Here is a 20,565-nt window from a genome sequence, read left to right as displayed (position 1 = left end):
AGGGGCTGTATATGTGTTCCAGGGTTTGCGTCTCCAGCTATTCGCGTCCTGCCGGCGGGACACCGGTCCGGTACGCCGCGAAAGCCGGGACAGCTACACCATGTAAGCGATGCCAAGGGGTGGTGAAGTGAAATGCGATATGCGCGGCTCGGCCGAACGGCGCTCAAGGTGAGCAGGCTTTGCCTCGGGACTCTGAACCTCGGCGTGCGGACCACTGAGGCCGAGGCGATGGCCCTCATGGACGAGGCGCTGGAGCAGGGCATCAACTTCTTCGACACCGCGAACCACTACGGGTGGCAGATCCACCGTGGCCTCACCGAGGAGATCGTCGGTGCCTGGTTCGCCCGAGGGGCCGGGAGGCGGGAGAAGGTCGTTCTCGGCACGAAGGTGTTCAGCCCGATGAGCGACTGGCCCAATGACGGCGGGTTGTCCTCGCGGCACATCATCGCCTCGTGCGAGGCCTCGTTGCGCCGACTGGGCACCGACTGGATCGACCTTTTCCAGATGCACCACGTGGACCGGGACGCGCCGTGGGAGGAGGTCTGGCAGGCCATGGAGATCCTGGTCGGTCAGGGGAAGGTCCGCTACGTGGGCTCCTCGAACTTCGCCGGCTGGCATCTGGCCTCGGCTCAGGAGGCGGCCAACCGGCGGAACTTCCTGGGGCTGGCCTCCGAGCAGTGTGTCTACAACCTGGTGACCCGGCATGTCGAGGTGGAGCTCATCCCGGCGGCGCAGGCCTACGGGATCGGGGTGCTGGCCTGGTCGCCTCTGCACGGCGGGCTGCTCGGCGGAGCCCTGCGCAAGCTGGAGGAGGGAACGGCGATGAAGACGGCCCAGGGCAGGGCGATGGTCGCGCTGGACCGGCACAGGGACGCCGTCGAGGCCTTCGAGCAGCTCTGCGCGGAACTGGGCGCCGATCCGGCGGAGATCGCGCTGGCGTGGGTGCTGTCACACCCGGGTGTGACGGGGGCCGTCATCGGGCCGCGCACCTCGGGCCACCTGAAGGGGGCGCTGCGAGCGCTGGAACTGAGCCTCGACGCGGAGGTGCTGGACCGGTTGGAGGAGCTCTTCCCGCCGATCGGCAACGGCGGCCCTGGGCCGGAGGCCTGGGCCTGGTGAGCCCGTGCTCCTCACGCCACATACTTTATGACGCAAGGTACCGTGCCGTACGATGCACAGCATGGAGAACGAGACGACGACCGGGTCAGAGACCGCGGACCTGAGCCGTCTCCGACGGGAGCTGACCCGCGGCACCGCCGAGATGGCGGTGCTGTCGGTCCTCAGCTCCAGCAGGCGTTACGGCTATGAGTTGCTGAAGCTTCTGCGAGGCACGGGCCTGAAGATGCTCGAGATCAAGGAGGGCACCCTCTACCCCTTGCTGCACCGGCTGGAGACCGCGGGCCTGGTCGTCCCGACATGGGAGGCCGAAGGGCGGATCCGGCCACGTAAGTACTACGAGATCACCGATCAGGGGCGGCGCCGTCTGCTGCTGCTGCGAGCCGAGTGGGACGGGTTGGTGGAGGCGATGAAGGAGCTTCGCGCGATGCTGGACGAGGTGCGTAAATGAGGGACGACGAGCAGATCATCGAGGACTACGCCCGCGAGTTCGAGCGCCATCTCGTGGGGCCCGCCAAGGACAAGGAGCGCCGCACGCAGGAGCTCGTCGGTCACCTGTCCGACGCGGCGGAGGACGGCGAGCTGGCCGGCACCCTGGAGCGGCTCGGTCCGCCCGAGTCCGCGGCGGCCACGTTCGCCAAGAAGCCCACGCCCGACTACGCGCCGCTCGGCAGGCGGATCACGGCCATTCTGATCGATCACCTTCCGCTGATCGGGGTGTCGGTCGCCATGCTCGTGCAGTCCATCCAGCGTGGTCACGACTACTACTTCGCCCTACCGCCCCGGCTGAGCTTCGACCAGGGCGACGGGCTTCTCCACTTCGTGGGGGTGCCGCTCGCGATCGTCTGGTCGATCGTCGTCCTGGGCATCATGGAGGGCGTCCGGGGGACCACCCCCGGGAAGATGCTCATGAAACTGCGGGTGGTCACGGAATCCGGCACCAAGATTCACGTGGGCGACGGCATCTTCCGCCGCGTCTGCCTGCTGCTCGGGCCCTTCGCGTGGATCGACTGGCTGCCCATCGCCTTCAACGAGCGCCGGCGGATCCTGGAGCACCTGACGCACACCGTCGTGATCGACGCCGACGGCAGCCGGCAGCAGGCGGCTCCAAGCCTGAAGCGGCGAGACTGAGACGTGGTGGCGCGAGTAGCGAGCAGGGGGAGCGCCGTGACCGTGCCGATCTCCGTGCCGATTTCCGTCTCCGTCTGAAGGGCGGGCATGTCCCCGACATTTGGTCTCTATCTCCCGCAGGTGCGCCGCAGCGCCACCGAGCTGCTGGACCTGGCGCAGGCCGCCGAGTCGTGCGGGTTCGGGTCGGTGTGGTTCATGGACCACCTGCGGCTGCCCGGCCTGCCGGGCGGCACCTTCGAGGGCTGGACGCTCGCCACGGCCGTCGCGGCCAGGACCACGACGATCCGCGTCGGCCACCTGGTGCTCTGCGCGGCGTTCCGGCCCCCCGCGCTGCTGGCCAGGATGGCCGTGACGCTCGACCACGTCAGCGGCGGGCGGCTCGACCTGGGGCTGGGGTGGGGCTCCTCGCCGAGCGAGCTGGCCGAACTGGGGCTCAGCCATGATCCGCCGGCCGTACGCTTGGCCAAGCTGGCCGAGACGATCGACCTCGTGCGGATCATGGCGAGCGGGGAGCCGGTCGACTTCCACGGCGCGTACTTCGCCGTACGGGACGAGCAGGCCGGCCCGCCCGCGATCCAGCGCCCTCTCCCGCTGTACGTCGGCGGGACGGGGCCGCGCACCCTCGAACTCGTCAGGACGAAGGCCGAATGGTGGAACTGCTGGGCGCCGGACCGCCACCGGCTCGCGGAGCTGATCCCGCGGGCGTGGCCCGCGCGGATCTCGGCGAACTACTCCATCGGGTTCGGCAGGTCCCGGGCCTCATCCGAATGGGCCCTGTACGGCACGCCCGACGCGATCGCGAAGGAACTGCGTCACGATCGTGAGCTGGGCGTGGAGCACTTCGCGGTTCAGATGGTCGACCCCAAGGGCGGCGTGGCGGATCTCGAGCGCTTCATGGCAGAGGTCGCGCCCGCCGTCTCATGACCCCGCCTGCCCCTTGCGGTTGTCCGCCCAGCGGGACTGGGCGGACCCCGGGACCACGCCCGCGAAGGCCGGGCATTTCACGACGCCGTCCGGCAGGTCGGCCGGGTCGATCCCTTGGGCCACCTGCCGGCGCAGGGGCCCGACCCGTTCCGCGATCGGCTGCAGCAGCCCCATGTCGAAACCGAACAGCTCCGCCGCCGTTCCGCCGAGCATGCGCTCCACCTCTGCCTCAGGGACGCCTGCGTAGCTGAAGGAGATGGCCTCCCGCGAGTAGGGATAGCTGGCCTCCACGTGCGGATAGTCGCTGCCCCACATGATCTGGCCGACCCCGATGCGCTCCCGGATGGCGGTCTCCGACGGGTGCATGAAGCTCGCCCCCACGTAGCACTGGCGGGTCCAGTACTCGCTGGGCAGCAGCGACAGGTTCCCGGCCACCTGGGCCCCGTGCGAGAGCTCCCCGCTGGAGTCGGCCCTCATGGACCGGCAGAAGTCGTCCATGGCTTTGAGCTGGGCGGGGATCCAGCCCAGGCCCTCCTCGGTGAAGACCACCCGCAGGCCGGGGTGGCGCTCCAGCACGCCGCCGAGTATCAGGTGCCGGAGCGTGCGCTGGTCCCACCACCGCAGGTCCAGCATGAAGAACACGTGGTCCTCCGGGCGGTCCCCGGTCCTGGGGGCCGCGCTGCCGCTGTGGCAGTTGATCGGTACCCCCAGCTCGGCGCAGGTCCGCCAGAGGTCGTCGTAGCGCTCGTGGTAGTACAGCGGGGGCAGGCCGGAACCGGGCGGGGTGCCCGGCAGGAGCAGGCCGCCGCGCAGCCCGGCATCCACGGCCCAGCGGATCTCGCGTGCCGCCTGGTCGACGTCGTACAGCATGATCTGGAAAACGCCGGAGCGGCGCCCCTCGGCCTGAGCGCAGAAGTCGGCCAGCCACCGGTTGTGCGCCTGGAGGCCGGCCCAGCGGCGGTCCAGATCCTGCCTGGACTCCGAGGCGCGCTGGCTGCCGAGGGAGGAGGCGGCGAAGAAGGGCGGGATCGTGTTGGGGAACAGGACCTCCGCGACGACACCGTCCTCCTCCAGCTCCTTCAGCCGCCGTTCGGAATCCCAGTTCCGGTTGCCGTCCTCGCCCTTGAGATCTTCGTACGGGATCTCGTAGGCAGCCGCCCAGCGGTCGAACTCCTCGTGGTAGGAGGAGTCCAGGTAGTCCCTGTAGTCCAGCAGGTTCGCGCCGCCGTGACAGTCCGACGAGATGACGGCGTAGCGCTGATGATCAGCCATTCTGCCTCGTTCGCTCGAATCGATGGTCGCCGTCGGGCACGACGAAGTCCATGTGGGCGCCGGTCATCCCCTCGCCGAAGCCCAGGTGCACCGGGCCCGCACCCTCGTTGAGCTGCGAGTTGTACTGCCACTCGATGTGGGGCAGCAGCGCCATGTTGGTGCCGATGCCGAGTTCGAGAACGTGGCCGTCGTACTCGGGGTTGGTGGCGTCCTTGATGGCCTCGGTGAAGTCCTTGCCGCTGTCGCCGACGGCCGAGACCAGCCGGCTGTTCTCCAGCTCCAACCTGATGCCGCCCTGCACGGCGATCTCGTCGCGGACCCGCTTGGCACGCTCGATGCGCTCGGCGCCCTCAGCGGTGACGCGCGCGTCGGTGGCGACCAGGACGCCCGAGGCCACCGCCGTGCCCTCGATCGTGAAGGCGCCGTGCCAGTCCTTCGACGAAGGGGCGGTGATCGACATCTCGGCGTAGGCGGCGATGCTGACCCACTGACCGGGCTTGATCGCCGGGTTCAGCCAGGCGCTGGCGTTCAGCTCCATCGCGAGCGAGCATTTCAGGTCGGTGCCCGCGCTGTTGCTGAAAATCAGCGCGCCGGACTCCTCGGCGATGCGGCGGGCCCAATAGCGGTTCCACTTGCACGCCTTTTCGTAGTCGGTCTCGAGCACCAGCCGCATGGTGTATTTCGCGATTTCCAGCGTAGGATCGAAGCTGGAGATCGGAATGAGCAGGGCGCGCATTCCCTTAAATGTCCTGCGGACGTCTCTGGTGACCAGGCCGTTGCGCAGGAAAACGGCCACATTGGCTTCCGGAGGAAGTTCTCCGGCGTTTTCGACGAGCAGAGTTCTGAGGCCGAGTTCTCGGCCGTATTCGGCGAGCTCGGCGTCGTCGACGGCGATGTGCACATCCCCTTCCGGGAAGACCTGCCTGAGGCCTCCTTCGGGGATTCTTCTGAGCGTGCTCAGGTCAGTTGTCATGGCGTCACCATAATGGCGGGCCGGCATGCTGGCAACCAACTGAAAACGCGAATAAAAAGGCTCTGGAGTCGCTTGTGTCAAAGCAATTGAAGATGCTCGTGGGCTATGCGTCGCCACATCTCGGTGCGATTTCCGTGGCGGCTCTTCTCACGCTGGCGGGCAACGCCGCGGCGCTGGCGCAGCCGCTCGCCGCCGGCCGGATGGTCGACGCCCTCGGGTCGGGGCAGGACATGACCGCCGTCCTGATGGGCCTGGCGGCGCTGGTGCTGGTCGGCGCGGGCGCCAACGCGCTGTCCGCGTACGTCCTGGGCAAGGCGGCGGAGAGCGTGGTCTTCTCCGCGCGCATGGATCTCGCGGCCCGCTTCGCCCGCCTGCGCCTGTCCGCCATGGACCGGACGCGGCCCGGTGACCTTCTGGCGCGGATGATGTCCGACACCGTCCTGCTGCGGGAGGTGGCGACCAGGTCGCTGGTGGACGGCTTCGTCGGGATCCTCTCGGTGGTGGCCATGCTGGTCGCCATGTTCCTGCTCGACTCGCTGCTCTTCACGGGAACCGCTGCCGTCTTCGCCGCCAACCTCGTCGTGCTCGGACTGCTGGCGCCCAAGATCGGCAGGGCCACCCGGCAGGCGCAGGAGGCTGTCGGCGTGGTCGGTTCCGCGACCGAGAAGCTGCTGGGCGCCTTCCGTACGATCAAGGCCTTCGGCGCCGAGGCCGGGCAGATCGCGGTGATTCGCGAAGCCGCGGAACGCGCTCAGCGCCACGGCGTCTCCGCCGTCCGCTGGAACGCGTTGATCGGCTCCGCGATGGGCTTCACGGTGCCGGCGGCCGTACTCGCGGTGCTCGGACTGGGGGGCGCCCGGGTGGCGACCGGCAGCATCGAGCTGTCGACGCTGATCGCGTTCCTGCTGTACCTGTTCTACCTGGTGGGCCCGGTCGAGCAGGTGATGCACGCGGTCTCGCAGCTACAGGCGGGGGCAGCCGCGGCCGATCGGCTCCGGGAGGTCTCCGTGCTGGAGGTCGAGCCCGGGCGGACCGGCGAGGACGGGCCGGGGACGTGGGACCGCCCGGCCTCGCTCCGCTTCGACGACGTGCGCTTCCGCTACGACGACGAGCGCGAGCAGGTGCACCGCGGGGTCAGCTTCACCGTTCCACCCGGCGGTATGACCGCCTTCGTCGGCCCTTCCGGCGCGGGCAAGTCCACGGTGTTCGCCCTGGCCGAGAGGTTCTACGACCCTGACTCCGGCAGGGTGCTCCTCGACGGGATGGACCTGCGCGACTGGCCATTGGACGCGTTGCGGGGCGCCATGGGCTACGTCGAGCAGGACGCGCCCGTCCTGGACGGCACGCTGCGGGACAACCTCCTGCTGGGCACGCCCCACGCCGCCGATTCCGAGATCCGCGACGTCCTGGTGGCCACGAGGCTCGACGGGCTGGTGGACGGGCTGCCCAGCGGGCTCGACACGGTGGTCGGCCATCGGGGGAACCGTCTGTCCGGCGGGGAGCGGCAACGGGTGGCCATCGCGCGGGCGCTGCTCCGCAAGCCGAGGCTGCTGCTGCTGGACGAGGTCACGTCCCAGCTGGACGCGGTGAACGAGCTGGCGCTGCGCGAGGCGGTCGCGACGGCGGCCCGGATGACGACGGTGCTGGTGGTGGCGCACCGGTTGTCCACAGTGATGCGGGCGGACCAGATCGTGGTGATGGACGCGGGCCGGGTGCGGGCGGTGGGGACACACGCGGAGCTGGTCGCGGGCGACGAGCTGTACGCGGAACTGGCCGCGACCCAGTTCCTGACCGCCGAGTCCCAAGGGGATCACGCGCGAGGGTGAAGGGCCGCGGGGCCGTGTTCCCGCCTGTCCTGCCGGCGGGACGGCCCCTGGCACTACGCGTACGCGGACGCCAGATAGCGCTCCCTGCATCGGCCCCGCTGGATCTTGCCGCTGCTGGTGCGCGGCAGGCTGCCCGGCCGGACGAGGAGCAACCGGTGGACCGTCACCCCGTGCCGGCTCGTCACCGAACGGCGCAGTTCCTGGACGAAGTCCTGCCGGTCGGCGTGGCCGGCGCCCTGCCGCACGTGGTCGCACTCGACGAGGATCACCAGACGCTCGGCTCCGTCGAGGTCCACTGAGAACGCCGCCGCGACCGTGCGCTCGTGCGCCTGCTCGATGGTCGCCTCGATGTCGGACGGATGATGGTTGCGCCCTCTGATGATGATCACTTCGCTGGCGCGGCCCACGATGTAGAGGTGATTGTCGTGCTGGAAGCCCAGGTCACCCGTGCGCAGCCAGCCGTCGCCCGCGCCGAAGGCCGCGGCGGTGCGCTCAGCCGCCCTCCAGTAGCCGTCGGCCACGTTGGGTCCCCGCAGCAGGATCTCGCCCACCCGGCCGGGCGGCAGCTCGTCGCCGCCTGGATCGGCGATGCGGATCGACATCCCGGTCTTGGGCCGTCCGCAGCCGACGAGCCGCTGCGCCGGCCGGGTATCGTCGGCCACGACGACCTCGCCCGCGGCCAGCGCGGCACGCTCGAAACGCGTCGCGGTCATGCCCTCGCCGAGTGGGGGCGCGGTTACGGCCAGGGTGGCCTCGGCCAGCCCGTAGCTCGGCGCCAGGACCTCGGGCGCAAGCCCGGCTCCCGCGAAGGCCGCCGTGAACGCCTCCACGTCCTCGGCGTGGACCGCCTCTCCCGCGATGTTGAGCGAGCGGAGCGACCGCAGATCGAGTGACCGCAGATCGAGCGTCCGCGAGCGATCGGCCCGGCGCGCGGCGCGTACGCACTGTGTCAGGCCGAAGGGCGGGGTGACGCTCCAGTCGGCCCGGTAGCGGGTGATCGCCTCCAGCCAGCGCAGCGGGTCCTGGATGAACGCCATCGGGCTGAGATGGATCGTGTGCGCGCCCACGCTCAGCGGATGCGCGATGCCGAAGACCAGACCCATGTCGTGGGAGAACGGCACCCAGGAGGCGAGCGTGGCCGCCCCGGGGAAGTGGGCCCGCAACTGGGCCGAGCCCGCGGCGAGGCCGCGCCGGGTGATGCGCACTCCTGCGGGCGACCGCGTGGAGCCCGACGTGTACTGCAGGTAGGCGAGCCCGTCCGGGTCGATGTCCGGAGGACGCCAGGCCGTCGAGGGTCGGCAGGAGTCGGTCTCTATGAGCGTCGGCGTCGTCCCCGTGCAGCGCTCCAGCGCGCGGCGCACGGCCGGGGCCGCGTCCGAAGAGGTGAGCACGGCTTCCGGGCGGCAGTCGGCCAGCACGGACTCGAGCCGCTCCCGGCCGCGCGACGCGTCCGGGGCGGGCAGGGGTACAGCGACGACCCCGGCGTACTGGCAGCCGAGGAAGGCGATGACGTAGCTGGGATCGTGCGGGCACAGCAGGGCCACGCGCGCCCTCGGCGAGCAGACGTGCGCCAGCTCGGCCGCCACGGCCGCGGCTCGTTCGTCCAGCTCGCCGTAGGTGAGCGTGGTCGACTCGGCGTGCCGGCCGCCCTGGCGGACGACATAGCGGAGCGAGGTCACGGCCGGGGCCGATCCGTGGATCCCGGCCCGGCGGCGTACGGCCTCGGACAGCAGCTCCATCGTCATGAAGCCGATGACATGAGGCGGCGGAGCGTACGCTCGGCGCCGAACCCCACCCACTGCTCGCGGTACATCGCGAAGATGTGCAGGTCCCAGTGCCTGCCCTGGAAGTACAGGTGATCGCGCAGGATGCCCTCCTCGGCCAGCATGTTGATCGACAGTCCCATGCTGGGCAGGCTGGCCTCGGTGGTCCTGATGTACACCTTGTGGATGTTCCAGGTGGTGAAGGCGTAGTTCATGGTCAGCAGCGCGGCCTCGGCCCCGAGTCCCGGCAGGTTGGTCACCGGGTTCGTGTAGATGCCGAACTCGACGTGGCCGGCGGGGTCGAAGGCGTGCAGGGAGCTGAAGCCGGTCGCGTCGCCGGTGTCGCGCCGCTCGATGCGGAACTGGGCGGCGGCGCCGCGCGCGAACTCGGTCAGGAACGCCTTCTGCGTCGGCAGGGTGCTCAGCCCCTGCCCCAGAAGGAGCCGGTAGAGCACCACGCCGTCGTCGTCGCCGGCCGCCACCAGACGGACCCGGCGCGATTCGAGAGTCGAGAGGGGCATGAAAGGCAGCTCCTACCGCGGCTCTGGCTGGTCGTCGGCGGCCATCTCGACGAGGAAGCCGGCCAACTCGAGAAACGTCTCGCCCTTGAATTCGGGAACCTTCTCGAGCACGACGATCCCCAGGCTGTCCTCAATGTTGAGAATGAGCTGGACTAGGGTGAACGAATCGAGGTCGGTAAGCTCGATCTGGTCGGGCAGGTCGGGCAGCTCCTCCCGATACGCCTCGGCGGTCGCCAGGATGAGCAGATGCACTTCGTGTTTGTCCAGAATGACGTCAGGCATCGTGTTCGTGTTCCCTTTCTTGAGCTGGCGCGAGCGCCTCCAGGACGTTCGCGGCGTGCTTCTCCCAGGTATTACGGTGAATCGCGTAAATGCTCAGGTCCTGGTGCCTGCCGCGGGCGAAGACATGCCGGGGGAGCAACGCCTCCCGATCGAGCAGCGGCTGCAACAGCGGCCCGGTCAGCCCCAGGACGTCGTGCTCGTCCTCGGCCGCGTGCAGGTAGATCTTCCGCAGGTTCCACATGGCGAAGGCGTAGTTGACCACCAGGGCCACCGTCTCTTGACCTGGCCCGGAAGCGGAACCCAGCTTGAGCTCGGCGGCGACGTGACCGGCCGGGTTGAAGTCGCGCAACGTGGCCACGCCGACGGGGCCGGCCTCGCCGGCGCCGTGGACGAGGAACTGTGCCATGGCGCCGTGCCCGAAGCCGTCGAGGAACGTCTCCAGCGTCGGCAGCACCCCGGACCCGAATCGGACCAGCAGTTCGTACACCTTTTTTCCGTCATCCGCTGAGATCGGCCGCAGTTCGACGCCGGATGATTTGATGAGCGGGAAGAACATTGATGGCCACCTCGATTCACGTCCCGCCGGCGGGACAGTTGTCGTGCCAAATCGACTTCGGCCGACGTTTCTGACCAGTATTCGCATCAACTGGTCGCCCGTCAAAAATGGGCCGCGAAACCCCATTGCTGCTACCGTGCTCGGCATGCGGGTGTTATTCGCGTCTTATGGAGAAAAAACTCAGTTCTTTAGCATGGTGCAACTCGCTTGTGCCTTCTTCGCGGCGGGCCACGAGGTCCGGGTGGCGAGTGAACCGGCGATGGCCGACGTCATCACGAGTGCCGGCCTTACGGCCGTTCCCGTCGGCACGAACAGCGAGTTGTACCGCATCCTCTACACGTTCGAGGGCCGGGAGAACGTAAGGAACTCGCGGACCGCGCCCCCGTTCCATCTGGTGGGGGAGCCGGTCGAGAAGATCTCCGCGGCGGAGTTGCAGGAAGGCTACTACGAGACGGTTCGCTGGTGGTGGCGGCTGGTCAACGATCCGATGATCGAGGACCTGGTGGAGTTCTGCCGGTTCTGGCGGCCGGACCTGGTGATCTGGGAACCGGTGACCTACGCCGCTCCGGTCGCGGCCACGCTGGTCGGCGCCGCGCACGCGCGCATGCTCTGGGGCCTGGACGTGTTCGCCCACTTGCGCGGCCACTACCTGCGGCTGCGTGCCGGGCAGCAGCCGGACGGCACGGAGGACGTGCTGGCGGGCTGGCTCGACATGGTGGCCGCCAAGTACGGCGGCGGGTTCCGCGAGGAGATGACCTCGGGCCAGTTCACGATCGACCAGTTGCCCCCGTCCGTACGGCTGGATACGGACGTGACGTATGTCCCCATGCGCTACGTGCCCTACAACGGGCGATCGGTGGTGCCCCGCTGGTTGTGGGAGCCACCTGAGAGGCCCAGGCTCGCCTTCACCCTCGGCACCAGCGCCGTCGAGCGTACAGGCGGGTACGTCGTGCGCGTGGGCGACCTGCTTGGCGCGCTGGCGGACCTCGACGCGCAGATCGTGGCGACCCTGCCGGCCCAGGAGCGGGACAAGCTCGGGCCGCTGCCGCCCAATGTGCGTGTGGAGGAGTACGTGCCGCTGCGCGCGCTCGCCTCCACCTGCGCGGGCGTGATCAGCCACGGCGGGTGGGGAACCGTGCTGACCAGCGCCATGGCCGGTCTGCCGCAGCTCACCCTCACCCACCAGTTCGACGAGCCGCTGCTGGGACGCAAGCTCGCGGAGCAGGGCGGCGCGCTGACCATGGGGGCCACGGACGTCACTCCGGACGGTCTGAGGGAAATGGCCCAGCGCCTGCTCACCGACGCCTCGCTCAAGGCCGGCGCCGCCTCGTTCCGCGACCAGTTGACGGCCATGCCCACCCCCGCCGCGCTCGTCCCCGAGCTGGAACGGCTCACCGCCGTGCACAGGAGCTGACGATGCGCGTACTGATGACGTACTACTCGGAGCGCACCCACCTGTTCTGCATGGTCCCCCTGGCCCAGGCGCTCATCGCCGCGGGGCATGAGGTCCGCGTGGCCAGCCAGCCGAGCCAGGCCGAGTTCATCATGGACACCGGACTGCCGGCCGTGGCCGTCGGCAAGGACCACGTGGTCTGGCGGCTCGTACAGGCCCGCGAGGACGTCTTCGCCAATTTACGCACCATGGGATGCCCGCCGTTCGACCGCACGGACGAGCCCATGGAGAACATTACCTGGGACGACCTGGCCGAGGGCTACTCCAGCATCGTGCCCTGGTGGTGGCGGCTGGTGAACGATCCGATGATCCCGGACCTGGTGGAGTTCTGCCGGTGCTGGCAGCCGGACCTGGTGATCTGGGAGCCGGGCACGTACGCGGGGGCGGTGGCCGCCCGGGTCACCGGGGTCGCCGGCGTGCGGGCGCTGTGGGGGTCGGACATGTTCGGCTACATGCGGCAGCTCTTCGTCCGGCTGCGCGACGCCCAGCCGGAAGGCAGCCGGACGGATCCGCTCGCCGACTGGCTGGGACGCTGGGCCAGGAAGTACGGCGCCACCTTCGACGAGGAGATGACCTGCGGTCGGGTGACGCTCGACCAGCTGCCCGAGTCCGTGCGGCTGCCCACGGGGCTCCCGATCCGGTCGATGCGGTACGCGCCCTACAACGGGCGATCGGTGGTGCCGCGCTGGCTGTGGGAGCCGGCCGAGCGCCGCCGCGTCTGCCTCACCCTTGGTACGAGCTCCTCCGAGCGTATGGGGGGCTACTCGGCCCCCGTCGAGGACATCCTGGGCTCGCTGGCCGAGCTGGACGTCGAGGTCGTGGCCACCGTGCCGGAACGGGAGCGGGCGGGACTCGGGACACTGCCGCCCAACGTGCGGCTGGTGGAGTTCGCGCCGCTGCACGCGCTGGCGGCCACGTGCGAGGTGGTGATCCACCACGGCGGGTGGGGATCGGCGTCCACGTCAGGGATCAACGGGGTTCCGCAGCTTGTACTGGCGCAGCAGTTCGACGCGCCCCCGCTGGCGCGGAGGCTGGCGGCCAGGGGCGGGGCGCTGCAGATGCATGAGTCGCAGGCGACGGGCGCGAACGTGTGCGAGCACGTGGTACGGCTGCTGGAGGAGCCCGCCTTCGCCCGGGAAGCCGCTGGGCTGCGTGACGAGATGCTGGCCATGCCGTCCCCGTCCGAGATCGTCCCGGAGCTGGAGCGGCTGGCGGCGGAGCGGCGGAGCTGAGACATGCGGGTGTTGTTGGCTGCGTACGCGGCGAGATCGCACCTGCTGCCCATGGTGCCGCTCGCGCAGGCGCTGGCGGCGGCGGGGCACGAGGTCCGCGTGGCCAGCCAGCCCGCGCTCGCCGGCGACATCGCCGCCGGCGGGCTGACCGCCGTGCCCGTCGGCCGCGACCATATCGTCAGGCGCGTGCTGGGCGCTCGCCCCGACATCGCCGGCCGGCTCAGGAACGCCGGGATGCCGCCGTTCGATCTCGCGCAGGGCCCGCCGGAGAGCGTCACCTGGGAGGCGCTGTCGGCGGGCTACCGCGATTTCGCCGTGCCGTGGCTCTTCAGGCTGGTCAACGAGCCGATGCTGGCCGATCTCGTGGAGTTCTGCCGCTTCTGGCGGCCCGACCTGGTGATCTGGGAGCCGATCACGCTGGCCGCGCCGCTGGCTGCGGCGGCGGTGGGCGCCGCGCAGGTGCGGCTGCTGTGGAGCGCCGACCTGTTCGGCCACCTGCGGGCGAGCTTCACCGAACTGCGCGGGACCCGGCCCGTGGAGGATCGGGCCGACCCGCTCGCGGAGCTGATGGAGCGGTGGGGCGCCCGGTACGGGGTCACCTTCACCGAGGAGCTGCTCTCCGGTCGGCTCACCGTGGACCAGACACCCCCGTCCATCCGGATGGAACCCGGGTTGCCCTGCCTGTCCATGCGTTACGTCCCCTACCACGGTCCCAGCGTCCTGCCCCGGTGGTTGTGGCGGCGGCCGGAGCGTCCCCGCGTCTGCGTCACGCTGGGCATCACGGACGGCCAGTTGCACGGCCGGTCGAGCCTGCCGCTGGATGAGCTACTGTCGGCGCTGGCCGGCCTCGACGCGGATGTCGTCACGACGCTGCCGGCACACCACCACCGGAAGGTGCCGGCGAACGTCACGGCCGTCGGGTGGGTGCCGCTGCGCGCCCTGGTGTCCGGCAGTTCCGCGGTGATCCACCACGCTGGATGGGGGACGGTGTGCACCACCGCGTACTGCGGCGTGCCCCAGCTCGCCCTGGCGCAGCGGGAGTTCGACGGGCCGTTGCTGGCCCGGTCGGTCGCCGCCCAGGGGGCCGGGCTGGTGCTGGAGCCGGAGAACCTGGAGGGTGACCGGGTACGCGACTGCGTGCGCAGGCTGCTGGAGGATCCGTCCTTCCGGCGGGGCGCGGCACGCCTGCGCGAGGAGATGCGCTCCATGCCGTCCCCGGCCGAGGTGGTGGCGGAGCTGGAAGGTCTCTGATCACGTCATCGGGGTGCGCTCTTCAACGGAGCCCACCAGGCGCGGTTCTCGGAATACCACCGGACGGTCTGGGCGAGGCCGTCGGCGAAGGACGTCGCCGGCCTGAACCCCAGCTCCGCGGCGATCTTCCCGGAGTCGAGCGAGTACCGCCTGTCGTGGCTCTTGCGGTCCTCGACGTACTCGACCATGGAGCGGTCGTGATCCAGGAGCCGCAGCAGCAGGTCGGTGACCTCGCGGTTCGTCATCGTGTGACCGCTGCCGACGTTGTAGACGTGGCCGGCTCGCCCACGGTGCGCCGCCAGCGCGATCGCCCGGCAGTGATCATCGACGAACGTCCACTCTCTGACGTTGCCGCCGTCGCCGTACAGGGGCACTTTCCGCCCGTCCAGCAGGTTGGTGACGAACAGCGGGATCAGCTTTTCCGGGTGCTGGTAGGGCCCGTAGTTGTTGGACGACCGCACGATCGTCACGGGGAAGCCGTGGGTGTGGAACAGGGCGCGGGCGAGCAGGTCGCCGGCGGCCTTCGAGGCCGAGTACGGCGAGGTGGGATCGAGCGGATGGTCCTCCGGCCAGGAGCCGGCGTCGATCGATCCGTACACCTCGTCGGTCGAGACGCTCACGCAGGTGTCCACCCCGTGCCGGCGCGCGGCGTCGAAGAGCGTGTAGCCGCCCAGGACGTTGGTCCTGACGAACTCCAGCCCGCCGTCGATCGAGCGGTCGACGTGGGATTCGGCGGCGAAGTGCACGACCGTGCGCACGCCGTGCATGACCTTGTCCACCAGTGCGAGGTCGCAGAGGTCGCCTTCCGCGAACTCGAGCCGGGGGTCGTCGATGACGGGAGCGAGGTTGGCCAGGTTGCCGGCGTAGGTGAGCCGGTCGACGACCACGACCTCGCCCCCGGGCAGCCAGGGGTAGCCGTCCGACAGCAGCCGGCGGACGAAATGGGAGCCGATGAAGCCCGCGCCCCCGGTGATGAGATAACGCATGCCAGATCCTCCGATCACGCGATCGAGCCAGCGATGCTCATCACATATCTGCCGTACTCGGAATTAGGCATTTCCGCTCCCAGGCGATAACAGGAATCCGCGTCGATAAGACCCATGCGCAGCGCGATCTCCTCGATGCAGGCCACTCGCACGCCCTGGCGGCTCTCCATGATGCGGACGTATTCGCTCGCCTCCAGCAGCGAAAGCTGGGTGCCCGCGTCTATCCACGTGAATCCGCGGCCGAGCTCCATCACCTTGGCCCGGCCGTCTTTCAGATAGATCCGGTTGATGTCGGTGATCTCCAATTCACCGCGTGCCGACGGATGCAGCTCGCGAGCTATGTCCACGACGTCGGACCCGTAGAAGTAGAGCCCGGTGATGGCATTGCTGGACAGCGGCCGGACCGGTTTCTCCTCGATGGAGACGAGATTGCCGTGCGCGTCCAGCTCGCCGACGGCGTAGCGCTCCGGGTCGGTGACGGGATAGCTGAACAGCGTGCAGCCGTCGAGGCTCTCCCATCCCCGCAGCAGCAGCTTGCGGAACCCCGAGCCGTGGAAGAAGTTGTCCCCGAGGATGAGGGCCGAGGGCTGTCCCGCCACGTGGGCGGCGCCCAGGAGATAGGCCTCCGCGATGCCCCGCGGCTCGGGCTGGGCTCGGTAGCCGATCGACAACCCCAGATGGGAGCCGTCACCGAAGAGCCGCTGGATGTCGGGCAACGACTCGGGGGTGGAGATGATCAGTATGTCGTGGACGCCGGCCAGCATCAGGGTGGCCAACGGATAATAGATCATTGGTTTGTCGTAGACAGGTAAGAGCTGTTTCGACATGGCCAGAGTGAGCGGCTGCAAACGCGTTCCGCTGCCGCCGGCCAGAAGAATTCCCTTCATGGCGCCGTCCATTAACGGTAGATATTGGATGGGGCCCTATCGTAAGGCTGTCGCGAAACTTTCGGGAGGTGTCATGAGAATTTTGTTCGCCACTTATGCGGAGCGTACTCATTTCCATGCCATGGTGCCGCTGGCCAGGGCGCTGGAAGCGGCCGGTCACGAGGTCGTGGTGGCCAGTCAGGCGTCAATGTCGGGCGTTATATCGGGCGCCGGTCTCACGGCTGTCGCGGTGGGCCGCGACAGTAATCTGTGGCGCGTTCTCCAGCTTCATGCGGAGGCGTGGAAATCGGCTCGGACGGAGCTGTTCCCGCCATTCGACCTCCTGTCCGCCCCACGGCGGGAACGGGTGTACCCGGCCTTCCGCCACGGTTACGAGCAGGTGGTGAAGTGGTGGTGGCGGCTGGTGAACGACGCCATGGCCGGTGAGCTGACCGCGTTCGCCCGGCACTGGCGTCCGCGACTGGTGATGTGGGACGCGGGTACGTTCAGCGCGGCGATCGCGGCCTCCGCCGTGGGCGCGGCGCACGCGCGGATCCTGTGCGGCCTCGACCTGTACGGAGCGGCCCGCCGGGAGTTCCTCACCCTGCTGGAGCGGCAGCCGCCGGAGGAGCGGGACGATCCGCTGGCCTCCTGGCTGGGCCTGTGCGCGCACCGGGCGGGGGTGCCTTTCGCCGAGGAGATGACGACCGGGCACTTCACCGTCGACCAGCTTCCCCCCTTCATGCGCATGGAGACCGGCCTGCGCCGCCTGCCCATGCGGTACGTGCCCTACAACGGCGTGGCCGTCGTGCCCCGCTGGTTGTGGCGGCGCCCCGAGCGGCCCCGCGTGTGCGTGACCCTCGGCACCATGAACGCCGAGCGGCTGGGCGGTTCCCCGATCTCCGTGCGCCAGGTGCTCGACGCGCTGGCCGACTTCGAGGTGGAGGTCGTGGCCACGGTGCCGCAGGCGGAGCGGGAAGGGCTGGGAGCGCCGCCGGCCAACGCCAGGATCGTGCCGCACGTCCCGTTGCACGCCCTGATGGGTACGGTGGCGGCGGTGGTCCATCACGGGGGGTGGGGCACCATGAGCACCGCGGCGCTGTGCGGCGTGCCTCAGCTCGTGCTGGCTCAGCAGTTCGACGCCCCGATGCGCGGGCGGCGGCTGGCCGGGCAGAGCGCGGGGTTGTGCCTGCCGCTGGACGAGGTCGGCGTCGAGCGGCTCCGGGAGTGCGTGCGGCGCCTCATTGAGGACCCGGTGTTCGTGGCGGGGGCTGCGGGGGTGCGGGAGCAGATGAGGGCGATGCCGGCGCCCGCCGCGGTGGCCGCCGAGGTGACCGCGCTGGCGGCCGGGTTCGGCTCGTGACCCCGAGATCTCGCCGGCCGGGGCCGGTCAGCTCCAGCGGCGATGGCCGGCCGGGCGGGGCACCGCCGCGAGCTCCCGCAGATCGTCGGGACCGAGTTCCAGCTCGGCCGCCGCCACGTTCTCCCGCAACCAGCGCATCTTCTTGGTGCCGGGGATCGGGATGACGTCCTTTCCCTGAGCGAGCACCCAGGCGATCGCGACCTGCGCCGGAGTGGCGTCCAGCCGGCGGGCGACCGCGCGGACGGTCGTCAGGATCCTCTCGTTCGCGGTCATCGCCTCCACGGTGAAGCGCGGGTCACGGGAGCGCGAGTCGTCGCCGGAGAAGGCCGCGGGCGGGAGCCTGCCGCTGAGGTACCCGCGTCCGATGCAGGCGAAGGCGAGAAAGGCCGCTTCGTGCCCGCGGCACCAGGGGATCACGTCGCGCAGCGTGTAGTCGGCCCAGATCGACAGCTCGTACTGGACGGCCGAGACGGGGTGGATGGCGTGCGCCTCGTCGAGTTCCTCGACGGTGGCGTGCGAGATCCCGAGGCGGACGACCTTTCCCTCCGCGACCAGCTTGGCCATCGCACCCCATGTCTCGGACAGGGGTACGGCGGGATCGATGCGGTGCAACTGGAGCAGGTCGATGCGATCGGTGCGCAGCCTGGCCAGCGAGGCGTCACACGCGGAGCGAATGTGTTCCGGGGTGCCGTTCCTGCGCAGGACGCCCCGGGGACCGGAGACCAGGCCGCACTTGGTGGCCAGGACGACCTCGTCGCGGCGCGTGCGCAGGGCGCGCCCGATGAGTTCCTCGTTGGTGTACGGCCCGTAGATGTCGGCGGTGTCGAAGAGCGTGACCCCGAGGTCGACCGCGTGGTTGAGCACGCTGACGGACTCAGCGTCGTCCCGTTCGTGCGGGCTGTAGGCATGCGACATGGACATGCAGCCGAGCCCGATGCGGCCGACTTCCACTCCGTCGGGCAGGACTGTCGTGCGCATGGCACCTCCCAGAGAGGCTGAGCGGGTACGGAGGCGAACAGAGAAGGGGTGCGCGGGCCGGCGCTGAGCGGCCGGCCCACGCACCCCTCGGCAATTAGATGCGCGCGTAGCCGTAATCCACGGTCGCGGCCTCGACCGTGTCGGACGACTCACGCTTGTCAGCACCGGCCAGAACGTCGTTGTCGTCGGCTGTCCATGAGGCGCTGGTAATGGTCAGATTACGCATCTTGTCACCTCCTCAGGCTGAACCAGATGGAATTGCGGGGCAGGCGGTATCAGATACGCGCGTATCCGTACGAGACCTCGGCGGCCTCGACGGCGTCCGCCGAGTCGTGCCGACCGGCCTGCTCGTTTTCGTTGAGGTTCCAAGAGGGCTCCTGGACGGTGATATTCCGCATTTCCTTTCACCTCCTTCGGGCTTTGGGGTGAGAGTAATGACCGCAATCGGCGATGACAATTCTCCGGGCTTCCTATATTCCATTGGGAGATGTCCCGCCGGCGGGACGGCCGTGGATTGGAAGAGGGGTGCGGAAATGCGGAAAGTCGTTGTCACCGGGCGCGGTGCGATATCGCCGATCGGTCTGACCTGGGCCGAGACGTGGGCGGGCATGTGCGCCGGCCGCAGCGGCATTCGGCGGCTTTCCGGAATCGACGTCGCCGGTCTGCCCGTGCGGATCGGGGGGCAGATCGACGGGTTCGACCCTATGGAGCACCTGCCTGCCGCGCTGGTCCGCCGTACCGGCAGGACGGTTCACCTGGCCCTGGCCGCCGCCAGGGCGGCCCTGGACGAGGCCGGTCTGCCGGAGGGCGGGCTGGGCCCGCGCGCGGCCGTGGTGATCGGCTCGGTCGGCGGTCACGGCCAGAGGGCCGCCGAGGCGCGGAGCGCCTTCGCGCGCAACGGAGTCAAGGGCCTCAGTCCCTACACGTTCGCGGCCACGGGCATCGTCGGACCGGCCTCGGAGGTGGCCCTGCTCGTCGGCGCGCAGGGGCCCGTGAGCACGGTCGCGACCGCCTGCGCGACCGGCGCCACCTGCGTAGGCGAGGGGATGAGGCTGATCAGGGAGGGCCGGGCCGACGTGGTGCTGGCGGGCGGCGCGGACGACACGCTGACCGCGTTCGACCTGGCGGTGGCCGCCCGCGCCGGCGCGCTGTCGCGCAGGAACGATCACCCCGAGGCGGCGAGCAGACCGTTCGACCGGGGCCGCGACGGCTTCGTGATGAGCGCGGGAGCGGGCGTCCTCGTGCTGGAGAGCGCCGAGCACGCCGCGGCACGCGGGGCGAGGGTGTTCGGCGAGTTGGCCGGATACGGCGCCACCACGGACGCGCACCATCTGACGGCGCCGCACCCGCAGGGCACGATGGCGCGGGAGGCCATGCGGGCGGCCCTGGCGGAGGCCGGGGTCGCCGTGCGCAGTGTGGGCTACGTCAACGCGCACGGCACGAGCACCAGGCACAACGACGCCACCGAGATCGTGGTGCTCCGGGCGGTGCTGGGAGAGCGCGCGGCGTCCGTACCCATAAGTTCGACGAAGAGCGTGACCGGGCACATGCTCGCGGCGGCGGGCGCCGTCGAGGCCATGGCCATGCTCGAGGTCATTCGTACCGGCATCGTCCCGCCGACGGCGAACTGTGACGATCCGGAGGACCCGGAGCTGGATTTCGTCCCGCAGCACGCGCAGGCGCGCCGCGTGGACGTGGCCGTGAGCAATTCATTCGGCTTTGGCGGGCACAATGCGGTGCTCGTCGGCAGCGGCGCGGGCGTTGACAGGGGTTGAATCAGGAAGTAATTGTTCGTAGATGTTTCGCGCCCCTCGACAGAAAGGTGGGACCAGTGCCGGAGAGCGATCCCGAGAAATTTGAAGTCCTCGTGCGGACCTTTCATGAGGTGGCCGGGGTGTCAACAGACTCCATACGGCCGGACAGCCTTCTCATCGAGGAGGTCGGCCTGGACTCGCTGTCGCTCGTCGAGGTCGTTTACGTGTTGGAAGACCGCTTGAAAATCGCCGTACCCGAGCAGTCACTGACGGACGTGAAGACCGTCAAGGACCTTTTTGACCTTTTCTGACGCTGGA

The 20,565-nt window shown here is 69.5% G+C and carries 22 protein-coding genes; 11 read left to right on the top strand and 11 right to left on the bottom strand.

All coding sequences use genetic code 11. The annotated features are described in order from the left end of the window. The first annotated feature begins 132 nt into the window (after positions 1 to 132). The 4 genes from ABZX61_RS41120 (at position 133) to ABZX61_RS41105 (ending at position 3,171) form a co-directional block, all read left to right on the top strand. On the top strand, positions 133 to 1,119 hold the full coding sequence (locus tag ABZX61_RS41120) for an aldo/keto reductase (protein ID WP_354914763.1): 987 nt from the start codon (positions 133 to 135) through the stop codon (positions 1,117 to 1,119). Between the two features lie 61 nt (positions 1,120 to 1,180). Next, positions 1,181 to 1,567, top strand: a complete 387-nt coding sequence (locus ABZX61_RS41115) for a PadR family transcriptional regulator (protein ID WP_355202152.1) — start codon at positions 1,181 to 1,183, stop codon at positions 1,565 to 1,567. Further along, entirely contained in the window at positions 1,564 to 2,247 is a 684-nt protein-coding gene (locus ABZX61_RS41110) for an RDD family protein (protein ID WP_355202149.1), read from the top strand. The genes ABZX61_RS41115 and ABZX61_RS41110 overlap by 4 nt, the downstream gene beginning before the upstream one ends. An 87-nt stretch (positions 2,248 to 2,334) precedes the next feature. Continuing rightward, positions 2,335 to 3,171, top strand: a complete 837-nt coding sequence (locus tag ABZX61_RS41105; protein WP_355202146.1) for an LLM class flavin-dependent oxidoreductase — start codon at positions 2,335 to 2,337, stop codon at positions 3,169 to 3,171. Here the strand turns inward: ABZX61_RS41105 and ABZX61_RS41100 are convergent. Further along, entirely contained in the window at positions 3,166 to 4,443 is a 1,278-nt protein-coding gene (locus ABZX61_RS41100) for an amidohydrolase family protein (protein WP_355202143.1), read from the bottom strand. The genes ABZX61_RS41105 and ABZX61_RS41100 overlap by 6 nt on opposite strands. After that, positions 4,436 to 5,443, bottom strand: a complete 1,008-nt coding sequence (locus ABZX61_RS41095; RefSeq protein ID WP_355202140.1) for a hypothetical protein — start codon at positions 5,441 to 5,443, stop codon at positions 4,436 to 4,438. The genes ABZX61_RS41100 and ABZX61_RS41095 overlap by 8 nt, the downstream gene beginning before the upstream one ends. Before the next feature lie 107 nt (positions 5,444 to 5,550). Between ABZX61_RS41095 and ABZX61_RS41090 the strand changes: the two genes are divergently transcribed. Then, entirely contained in the window at positions 5,551 to 7,242 is a 1,692-nt protein-coding gene (locus ABZX61_RS41090) for an ABC transporter ATP-binding protein (protein ID WP_355202137.1), read from the top strand. A 53-nt stretch (positions 7,243 to 7,295) separates the two neighbouring features. Here the strand turns inward: ABZX61_RS41090 and ABZX61_RS41085 are convergent, their stop codons facing one another. The 4 genes from ABZX61_RS41085 to ABZX61_RS41070 are packed head-to-tail and all read right to left on the bottom strand — an operon-like array spanning position 7,296 to position 10,295. Continuing rightward, on the bottom strand, positions 7,296 to 8,987 hold the full coding sequence (locus ABZX61_RS41085) for a fatty acyl-AMP ligase (protein WP_355202134.1): 1,692 nt from the start codon (positions 8,985 to 8,987) through the stop codon (positions 7,296 to 7,298). Continuing rightward, entirely contained in the window at positions 8,984 to 9,526 is a 543-nt protein-coding gene (locus ABZX61_RS41080; RefSeq protein ID WP_355202131.1) for a GNAT family protein, read from the bottom strand. Before ABZX61_RS41080 ends, ABZX61_RS41085 begins: the two co-directional genes overlap by 4 nt. 12 nt (positions 9,527 to 9,538) lie before the next feature. Next, entirely contained in the window at positions 9,539 to 9,808 is a 270-nt protein-coding gene (locus ABZX61_RS41075; protein WP_355202128.1) for a hypothetical protein, read from the bottom strand. Next, the gene (locus ABZX61_RS41070; protein ID WP_355202680.1) at positions 9,801 to 10,295 is read right to left on the bottom strand and encodes a hypothetical protein; all 495 of its coding nucleotides are present in this window, start codon (positions 10,293 to 10,295) and stop codon (positions 9,801 to 9,803) included. Before ABZX61_RS41070 ends, ABZX61_RS41075 begins: the two co-directional genes overlap by 8 nt. Between ABZX61_RS41070 and ABZX61_RS41065 the strand changes: the two genes are divergently transcribed. Genes ABZX61_RS41065 through ABZX61_RS41055 form a run of 3 tightly spaced genes read left to right on the top strand, consistent with a single transcriptional unit; the run spans position 10,213 to position 14,300 of the window. Next, a complete protein-coding gene (locus tag ABZX61_RS41065; protein ID WP_355202125.1) occupies positions 10,213 to 11,778 on the top strand; it encodes an activator-dependent family glycosyltransferase in 1,566 nt (521 codons plus the stop codon). The genes ABZX61_RS41070 and ABZX61_RS41065 overlap by 83 nt on opposite strands. Positions 11,779 to 11,780: 2 nt before the next feature. Next, entirely contained in the window at positions 11,781 to 13,049 is a 1,269-nt protein-coding gene (locus ABZX61_RS41060) for an activator-dependent family glycosyltransferase (RefSeq protein WP_355202122.1), read from the top strand. Positions 13,050 to 13,052: 3 nt separating this feature from the next. Further along, on the top strand, positions 13,053 to 14,300 hold the full coding sequence (locus ABZX61_RS41055) for an activator-dependent family glycosyltransferase (protein ID WP_355202119.1): 1,248 nt from the start codon (positions 13,053 to 13,055) through the stop codon (positions 14,298 to 14,300). Between the two features lie 5 nt (positions 14,301 to 14,305). On the opposite strand, the gene rfbB is transcribed toward ABZX61_RS41055, so the two are convergent. Together rfbB and rfbA are read right to left on the bottom strand one after the other, a co-directional pair. Beyond that, positions 14,306 to 15,286 carry a dTDP-glucose 4,6-dehydratase gene (gene rfbB / locus ABZX61_RS41050; protein ID WP_355202116.1) on the bottom strand — a complete coding sequence of 327 codons (981 nt, stop codon included), beginning with the start codon at positions 15,284 to 15,286 and terminating at the stop codon, positions 14,306 to 14,308. Between the two features lie 14 nt (positions 15,287 to 15,300). Next, complete coding sequence (rfbA, locus tag ABZX61_RS41045; RefSeq protein ID WP_355202113.1) at positions 15,301 to 16,173, bottom strand: glucose-1-phosphate thymidylyltransferase RfbA; 873 nt, start codon at positions 16,171 to 16,173, stop codon at positions 15,301 to 15,303. Between rfbA and ABZX61_RS41040 the strand changes: the two genes are divergently transcribed. After that, the gene (locus tag ABZX61_RS41040; protein WP_355202110.1) at positions 16,112 to 17,515 is read left to right on the top strand and encodes an activator-dependent family glycosyltransferase; all 1,404 of its coding nucleotides are present in this window, start codon (positions 16,112 to 16,114) and stop codon (positions 17,513 to 17,515) included. The genes rfbA and ABZX61_RS41040 overlap by 62 nt on opposite strands. A gap of 27 nt (positions 17,516 to 17,542) precedes the next feature. On the opposite strand, the gene ABZX61_RS41035 is transcribed toward ABZX61_RS41040, so the two are convergent. The 3 genes from ABZX61_RS41035 to ABZX61_RS41025 all read right to left on the bottom strand — a co-directional run bounded on the left by ABZX61_RS41035 (position 17,543) and on the right by ABZX61_RS41025 (position 18,891). Then, a complete protein-coding gene (locus ABZX61_RS41035; RefSeq protein ID WP_355202107.1) occupies positions 17,543 to 18,493 on the bottom strand; it encodes an aldo/keto reductase in 951 nt (316 codons plus the stop codon). Between the two features lie 94 nt (positions 18,494 to 18,587). Continuing rightward, on the bottom strand, positions 18,588 to 18,719 hold the full coding sequence (locus tag ABZX61_RS41030) for a hypothetical protein (protein ID WP_354914796.1): 132 nt from the start codon (positions 18,717 to 18,719) through the stop codon (positions 18,588 to 18,590). Positions 18,720 to 18,768: 49 nt separating this feature from the next. After that, the gene (locus ABZX61_RS41025) at positions 18,769 to 18,891 is read right to left on the bottom strand and encodes a hypothetical protein (protein WP_354914798.1); all 123 of its coding nucleotides are present in this window, start codon (positions 18,889 to 18,891) and stop codon (positions 18,769 to 18,771) included. Between the two features lie 135 nt (positions 18,892 to 19,026). Between ABZX61_RS41025 and ABZX61_RS41020 the strand changes: the two genes are divergently transcribed. Beyond that, entirely contained in the window at positions 19,027 to 20,268 is a 1,242-nt protein-coding gene (locus ABZX61_RS41020; RefSeq protein WP_355202104.1) for a beta-ketoacyl-[acyl-carrier-protein] synthase family protein, read from the top strand. Positions 20,269 to 20,324: 56 nt separating this feature from the next. Beyond that, positions 20,325 to 20,558 (top strand): acyl carrier protein, encoded by a 234-nt coding sequence (locus tag ABZX61_RS41015; protein ID WP_354914802.1) that lies wholly within the window; start codon positions 20,325 to 20,327, stop codon positions 20,556 to 20,558. Positions 20,559 to 20,565 lie beyond the last annotated feature (7 nt).

The sequence above is a fragment of the Nonomuraea sp. NPDC003709 genome (genome assembly GCF_040610775.1).
Taxonomy (GTDB): Bacteria; Actinomycetota; Actinomycetes; order Streptosporangiales; family Streptosporangiaceae; genus Nonomuraea; species Nonomuraea angiospora_A.
The sequence above is the reverse complement of the archived record's forward strand: the minus strand, read 5'-3'. Positions and strand labels throughout refer to the sequence as shown.

What these genes read in the sequence shown, in the direction of transcription:
- ABZX61_RS41120 (WP_354914763.1), top strand. Translation starts at nt 133, where the DNA reads ATGCGATATGCGCGGCTCGGCCGAACGGCGCTCAAGGTGAGCAGGCTT.
- ABZX61_RS41115 (WP_355202152.1), top strand. Translation starts at nt 1,181, where the DNA reads ATGGAGAACGAGACGACGACCGGGTCAGAGACCGCGGACCTGAGCCGT.
- ABZX61_RS41110 (WP_355202149.1), top strand. Translation starts at nt 1,564, where the DNA reads ATGAGGGACGACGAGCAGATCATCGAGGACTACGCCCGCGAGTTCGAG.
- ABZX61_RS41105 (WP_355202146.1), top strand. Translation starts at nt 2,335, where the DNA reads ATGTCCCCGACATTTGGTCTCTATCTCCCGCAGGTGCGCCGCAGCGCC.
- ABZX61_RS41100 (WP_355202143.1), bottom strand. Translation starts at nt 4,443, where the DNA reads ATGGCTGATCATCAGCGCTACGCCGTCATCTCGTCGGACTGTCACGGC.
- ABZX61_RS41095 (WP_355202140.1), bottom strand. Translation starts at nt 5,443, where the DNA reads ATGCCGGCCCGCCATTATGGTGACGCCATGACAACTGACCTGAGCACG.
- ABZX61_RS41085 (WP_355202134.1), bottom strand. Translation starts at nt 8,987, where the DNA reads ATGACGATGGAGCTGCTGTCCGAGGCCGTACGCCGCCGGGCCGGGATC.
- ABZX61_RS41080 (WP_355202131.1), bottom strand. Translation starts at nt 9,526, where the DNA reads ATGCCCCTCTCGACTCTCGAATCGCGCCGGGTCCGTCTGGTGGCGGCC.
- ABZX61_RS41075 (WP_355202128.1), bottom strand. Translation starts at nt 9,808, where the DNA reads ATGCCTGACGTCATTCTGGACAAACACGAAGTGCATCTGCTCATCCTG.
- ABZX61_RS41065 (WP_355202125.1), top strand. Translation starts at nt 10,213, where the DNA reads ATGGCGCCGTGCCCGAAGCCGTCGAGGAACGTCTCCAGCGTCGGCAGC.
- ABZX61_RS41060 (WP_355202122.1), top strand. Translation starts at nt 11,781, where the DNA reads ATGCGCGTACTGATGACGTACTACTCGGAGCGCACCCACCTGTTCTGC.
- ABZX61_RS41055 (WP_355202119.1), top strand. Translation starts at nt 13,053, where the DNA reads ATGCGGGTGTTGTTGGCTGCGTACGCGGCGAGATCGCACCTGCTGCCC.
- rfbB (WP_355202116.1), bottom strand. Translation starts at nt 15,286, where the DNA reads ATGCGTTATCTCATCACCGGGGGCGCGGGCTTCATCGGCTCCCATTTC.
- ABZX61_RS41040 (WP_355202110.1), top strand. Translation starts at nt 16,112, where the DNA reads ATGGCCAGAGTGAGCGGCTGCAAACGCGTTCCGCTGCCGCCGGCCAGA.
- rfbA (WP_355202113.1), bottom strand. Translation starts at nt 16,173, where the DNA reads ATGAAGGGAATTCTTCTGGCCGGCGGCAGCGGAACGCGTTTGCAGCCG.
- ABZX61_RS41035 (WP_355202107.1), bottom strand. Translation starts at nt 18,493, where the DNA reads ATGCGCACGACAGTCCTGCCCGACGGAGTGGAAGTCGGCCGCATCGGG.
- ABZX61_RS41030 (WP_354914796.1), bottom strand. Translation starts at nt 18,719, where the DNA reads ATGCGTAATCTGACCATTACCAGCGCCTCATGGACAGCCGACGACAAC.
- ABZX61_RS41025 (WP_354914798.1), bottom strand. Translation starts at nt 18,891, where the DNA reads ATGCGGAATATCACCGTCCAGGAGCCCTCTTGGAACCTCAACGAAAAC.
- ABZX61_RS41020 (WP_355202104.1), top strand. Translation starts at nt 19,027, where the DNA reads ATGCGGAAAGTCGTTGTCACCGGGCGCGGTGCGATATCGCCGATCGGT.